We start from the raw sequence: 4,465 nt of genomic DNA on the forward strand, positions 1-4,465 counted from the left end.
CTCCGAGTTCGGAGAGCATCCTGTAGGCGCTGGCGAAGTGCTTAGCTCCTTCAGGTGCCTGGTCCGCCACCGCCAGGGCTAAGGCTGCGGTCAGGCTCTCCTGTGCCTGCGGCCAGATGGGGTCTCCGTAGTGCGGGTACTGGTGGGTTATTATGTGCGCTATGTCCCAGGCAGCCTGGCTAGCCCCTACTATGTCACTCCGTTTGAAGGCCTCCACTACGGGTAAAAGTGGGTTCCACCTGTTGCCCCTCAAGGGCTGGCGGAGGTCTATAAGTATTACCTCGTAACCCTGGCGCTTCAAGTACCCGCAGGCCGTGTGGTAGAGCTCTCCTTTGGGGTCGCTGATTATCATGCTTTCTCCTGCCTGGGCGAGGACCCATATGGTGGGTAAGATTATGCGCCTGGACTTACCGGACCTAGTTGCACCAATGACTAGGCAATGTGTCTCAGAAGCATCGAGCCAGGCGGCAAAATGCCTGTCAGTGCGTGAGCCAACAACAAAGCCCCCAAGAGGGGGCCTATCGGGATAGCGCCATTCGGTTAGGGTCCCGGCTATCTCTTTTCTCGTCCTCCACCTGGCCGTGCCGAACTGCCCGCGGCCTGCGGCCTCGGGGCCTCCTAAGTCTTTCGTCCTGCCCCTTGGTCGCCCTGAAGGCCATAGAAGGGTCACCGTAGCCGCTACTACCGCTGGCTGTATCCAAAGCCATATCATGCGGGTCTTCGTGTCCCGTATAAGTATAGCCGGGCCCACCAGGGGGTGGGCAAAGAGCTCTTTCTTCCACGCCTCAAGGCCGGGCTTAAAGCCGTAAGCCTTAAGGTTAAGGGGTAAAGCAAGAAGCCGGGGTACCAGCAGTAAGTCCACCAGCAGCAGGAAAAATAAAACTACATGGCGGGGTCTTATCTTCATGCCCTCTCCCTGGCCTCCTCTCTTTCCCTGCGTTTGCGCCTTTCCAGGTCCCGCTCCGCCAACAGCAAAGCCTGGGCCTCGGCCCGTGTGCGCTCCCGTTCTAGAGCCCTCCAGGCAGCCTTCCATACGCTGTGGGCTATCCTTACCTGCTCGTGGTGGGCCCGTCCAGGCTTGGTATGCTGCCGTTCTAGCTGGTTAATAAGGGCTGCGCCTTTGAGAACCTCCTGGGCTATGCGGTCCCGGACGTCTTCGTAGGCCTTGTGTGCTGCCTCCTCCAGGGCCTCGGGCTTTGTAGTATGGTAGCTGGCGATCTGTCTGGCTAAATCCCGGTAACGGGCTAGAGATTGATTAAAGCCTGGCTGCCGGAGTATCCAGTCGGCTATTTCCCGGGTCTCCTTCTTCACTTCCTCGGGCATGAAGGCCAGGGCCACCCTCCCATGGCCGGGCATTAAAGAAGCGAGCTTTTTAAGCTTCGCAGCCAACTCTTGTTCGACTATCGGGTTTAGCTCAGGCGCTATCCCCGGCTCTTGGCCCGCCAGGGCCCGGACCTCTAACCTTGCCTGCCTTATCTCCCTGACCAGGGTTAAAACATCCTGCCTGGCTGTTTCCCGAAGCAGCTCTCTTATGGCAGTCTTCTCGGCTAAAAGACGTGTTCGCTCTTCAGCGTAGATTTGCCTCACAAACACCCGTCGCAGGTCTTTTTTCTCGCCTTCGGACAGCATTCCCCTGGTCCGGGCGGAGTTCTTCTCCCACCATACCAGGTGAACGTGGGGGTGGCCCTGGACCGCATGGAAGGCCGCTACCCAACGGAGGTTGTCCTCCCGTATCCCCATTTTGGCGGCGGCCTCCGCTACTGTAGCCCTGAGCATGGTTTCCCAGGCCTTCCTTGTGGTGTAGCCTAGCCTTACGGCGTCGTCCTCCCGAAGGGAGAGAACCGCCCGCCACACCACGCCCTTATGCTGTAGTAGCTCTTTCTGCACGGCCTTTAGGTCTGGATGGTCTTCGTCTTGGCTGAATAAGCCGTGGCTTCCAGGTCGCTCTCCGGCATATTTTATGTGGCCTGCGGCAGTGCCAGGATCTATTCTCTCCGGTTCAAGCTCGCCCCGATCCGCGCCTGGTCGGGTCGCAATATACCTGATATGGTTAGCGTTTCTCTGCTGGTTCTGCCTGGTAGGAGCATAAAAGGCTACTTTCAATACAAAAGGGGCATAGCTCATAAGTCATCATCCTGTTCCCGGAGGTAAGCTACAGCTTTCTTTCTGGCCATCTCATAGATTTGTAGGACATTATGCTTCCCGAGTTCTCCTATTACTTCGGTGTTAAGGTACATACTTGTAGCTGCAGCCCTTGCCGCTTTAGAGGCTAGCTTCGCCATACGCTCCTCTACGGGCTTTAATACGTCCCGCATGGCTCGGCGGACCGCGTCGGTAATCACATCTTTGCCCTCAACAGCGTTCTCCTCAGCTAGAGCCCGAGATAGCAGATTTCGTACTACCACAGCCATAGGTTCTTTCCGACGTGCAGCCAAAGCCTTTAAAGCATTTAAGAGATCTTCATCCATGCGGAGATAAACACCTTTTAGCTTCACAAAACCACCCCGCTTTAGAGATATACAGCTAGATATGACTGGGAAATAAAAGAGACCAACGTACCGGAGGACAAAGCATATCTATTTGGATACCGCCTTCTATAAGAGCGATATACAGGGAGATACCTGTCACTTATTAATAGCGCCAGGCTTTGCCTGGCGTCTGGGAGACTGCGGGCGATAGCCCGCCTTATCCTGCCTTCAAAAGGAGCGCCCTTGTGGCGCTCCTTCTCCCCCAGAATCAGGAAGGCCTGCGTAGGCAGGCCCTCCATAGTGCTCTCCATATAAACATAACGCCCGGCTGCTATCCGCCGGGCTGACCCCTCACTATCGTGATATATTGGCTAGGAACGCGCTAACTTCGTCTATCAGGGACCTTACAGCATCTCTGGCCTCTTCTGCTTCTTCCAGGGTAAAACTCTTAAAGTCATCATAATCGGCCTCGGCCCTCAGGTTAAAAAGTGTTGACAGGGTCGCGCTTGCCTCTTTGCTTATTAGACCGGGCTTCACAAACTCACGGTTAAACAGGGAAATAACGCCGCTATGCTTGGCTGAATCCAGCTTCTTAAGGGCAAGCAATGCTCTTGCTGCATGGAATGCTGCATAGTAAAACCGGTTAATAGCACCGTTATAGGACCCGGCTTCTAATAGTTGCTCTCCCTCCCTGAAGGTTCGTTCCGCTTTTTCCAAGCGCCACCGGCTTAACTCTATGCTCATAAAGGTATTCCTTCTTCCTGTAGGGACTTATAGAAATACGTTTCCCTGAACAGAGGCGCTGAATAGCGCTCAGCGGACATAATTACTGGTGATACTACAACGTCGTGCTTTAAATTTATCTCTACGGCTGTGTCGATTATGGCTTCTCTGGTAGCGCTGTCCTCCCTTTGCACAAGTACGAGTATATCAATGTCCGACTCTGGGGTAGCAGTGCCGCGGGCCACTGAGCCAAACAAGCGTATCCCAAGAAGGTTCTCGCCTAGCTCTCCCCTGAGAAGTTCACAAAACTCCTTAATCGCTCTGCTGATCTTATCTGGTATAATAGTTTCGGTCACGGTGATAATCCCTCCTGGCTCCCATTATACACTATAGGCTGAACGTTTACCAGTATTTTGAAGACGATGGGGAGGCCTCCTGCGCCTCCCCGGAAAACTTTCCTGCGTCCTATCTGCGCTTATCCTTCGCCCATCTCGTCTGGTACGTCTGCTAATTTTGCTACGCTGCCAAGCCTTTCTTTCTCCTTGCGTAACATCGCTGCAAGCAAGCCACCAGGGTTGGTGATACCCTGCCCCCACCTGTAACTTTCTACACTGCCATCTTCTCCCAATACGAAGCAGGCAAACTCTTCCCGGTGTCTCACCCATTGCCCCTTGTAGTCCTTGATCCACGTCGGGTAACAAAATCTACGCCGTTTATCATCCTTCCTATCAAAAACAGCAGGAGTATCTTTTATTAACACACTAGGGCAAACACTTGCGATCTTATCTAGGGCTGCCAATGCGGTATCTGCTTCGCTTAAAAGTTCACGCAGTACCTGGTCTAGGATTTGCATTTTTTCATTCACAGTTAGCACACCCTCCTTCTCCTTAGGACCTTTGGGGGAGGCCTCCTATTGGTCTGCTTCTGGGAGGCCTCCCTGCTGTAGCGCTAGGCTTTCCGCTTCTTTACCCGCCTCTTGGGGTGGTCCGGGTGCTGGCATTGGCCGCCAAGGTACCACCCGCAGGCAGTACAGCTATCCCAGTGGCTTCCTGGGCAGTTCCGGGACCACCACTTCATGGCTTCGGCAAAGTCCATCTCATGATAATTATTAGGCCGCCTCCATTCCCAAGGAGTAAGGTAGAACATTCTCTCGCTTCCCCCTTTCCTTTTTGGCCTTCGGCCTCTGGCCTTCCGGCCTTGGCTGTAAAACACAGCCGCTCGGGCTGGCGGCAAGGGTCGCCGAAGGCGAGGCCGAGGAATAAATGGAGGGGACC

At 54.5% G+C, this 4,465-nt stretch carries 7 protein-coding genes; all 7 read right to left on the reverse strand.

Features of this window, described 5'->3' with window-relative positions:
- Positions 1 to 907: type IV secretory system conjugative DNA transfer family protein (locus tag L5656_RS10685; protein WP_297202790.1), on the reverse strand; the 907-nt coding region annotated here is incomplete at its 3' end.
- Positions 904 to 2,124 (reverse strand): MobP3 family relaxase, encoded by a 1,221-nt coding sequence (mobP3, locus tag L5656_RS10690; protein WP_297202792.1) that lies wholly within the window; start codon positions 2,122 to 2,124, stop codon positions 904 to 906. The genes mobP3 and L5656_RS10685, both read right to left, overlap by 4 nt.
- Positions 2,121 to 2,495, reverse strand: coding sequence for a hypothetical protein (locus L5656_RS10695; protein WP_297202794.1), 375 nt, complete (start codon positions 2,493 to 2,495; stop codon positions 2,121 to 2,123). Before L5656_RS10695 ends, mobP3 begins: the two co-directional genes overlap by 4 nt.
- A 327-nt stretch (positions 2,496 to 2,822) precedes the next feature.
- Positions 2,823 to 3,212 carry a HEPN domain-containing protein gene (locus L5656_RS10700; protein ID WP_297202796.1) on the reverse strand — a complete coding sequence of 130 codons (390 nt, stop codon included), beginning with the start codon at positions 3,210 to 3,212 and terminating at the stop codon, positions 2,823 to 2,825.
- Positions 3,209 to 3,547: a nucleotidyltransferase domain-containing protein gene (locus tag L5656_RS10705; RefSeq protein WP_297202798.1), complete on the reverse strand. Its 339-nt coding sequence runs from the start codon at positions 3,545 to 3,547 to the stop codon at positions 3,209 to 3,211. The genes L5656_RS10700 and L5656_RS10705 overlap by 4 nt, the downstream gene beginning before the upstream one ends.
- 119 nt (positions 3,548 to 3,666) lie before the next feature.
- Positions 3,667 to 4,056 (reverse strand): hypothetical protein, encoded by a 390-nt coding sequence (locus L5656_RS10710; RefSeq protein WP_297202800.1) that lies wholly within the window; start codon positions 4,054 to 4,056, stop codon positions 3,667 to 3,669.
- 83 nt (positions 4,057 to 4,139) lie between these two features.
- Positions 4,140 to 4,337, reverse strand: coding sequence for a hypothetical protein (locus L5656_RS10715; RefSeq protein WP_297202802.1), 198 nt, complete (start codon positions 4,335 to 4,337; stop codon positions 4,140 to 4,142).
- Between the last annotated feature and the right edge of the window lie 128 nt (positions 4,338 to 4,465).

Origin of the sequence: Thermanaeromonas sp. (assembly GCF_021890735.1) — a bacterium.
Taxonomy (GTDB): Bacteria; Bacillota; DSM-521; order Neomoorellales; family Neomoorellaceae; genus Thermanaeromonas.